This window comes from Alcanivorax sp. HI0083 (assembly GCF_001635175.1).
Window position 1 is genome coordinate 1 of sequence record NZ_LWFX01000273.1, and the last position, 698, is coordinate 698.

Annotated in this window: 1 protein-coding gene; it reads right to left on the reverse strand. The window is 61.2% G+C overall.

The features are described from left to right. A partial coding sequence (locus tag A3754_RS02945; protein ID WP_156496725.1) for an efflux RND transporter permease subunit occupies window positions 1-698 on the reverse strand: 698 nt, incomplete at both ends.

Consider the following 698-nt stretch of genomic DNA (forward strand, 5'->3'; position numbering starts at 1 on the left):
CCCTGGTAGCGGCGGCTGCTCTTGTCGAAGGTGCGGTTGAACCAGCCAAAGAAACCGTGATTGGTCTGGTGCTCGCTGTCCTTGGCCTTGAGCATGGTGGCACACAGCGCCGGGGTGAGGATCAAGGCGACCAGTACGGACAACACCATGGCGGACACGATGGTGATGGAAAACTGGCGATAGATGGCGCCGGTGGACCCGGGGAAGAAGGCCATGGGAACGAATACGGCGGAGAGCACCAGGGCAATACCCACCAGGGCGCCGGTGATCTGGCCCATGGATTTGCGGGTGGCCTCCTTGGGCGGGAGGCCTTCCTCGTGCATCACCCGTTCCACGTTTTCCACCACCACGATGGCGTCATCTACCAGCAGGCCAATGGCCAGCACCATGCCGAACATGGTCAGGGTGTTGATGGAGAAGCCGAAGGCAGCTAACACAGCGAAGGTGCCCAGCAATACCACCGGCACCGCCAGGGTGGGAATCAGGGTGGCGCGGAAGTTCTGCAGGAACAGGTACATCACCAGGAAGACCAGGATGATGGCCTCGAACAGGGTGTGCACTACTTCCTCAATGGAGATGCTCACGAAGGGAGTGGTGTCGTAGGGGAACACCATTTCCATCTTGTCGGGGAAGTAGGGTTGCAGTTCGTCCAGGCGGGCACGCAGGGCCTCGGCGGTGTCCAGGGCATTGGCGCCGGT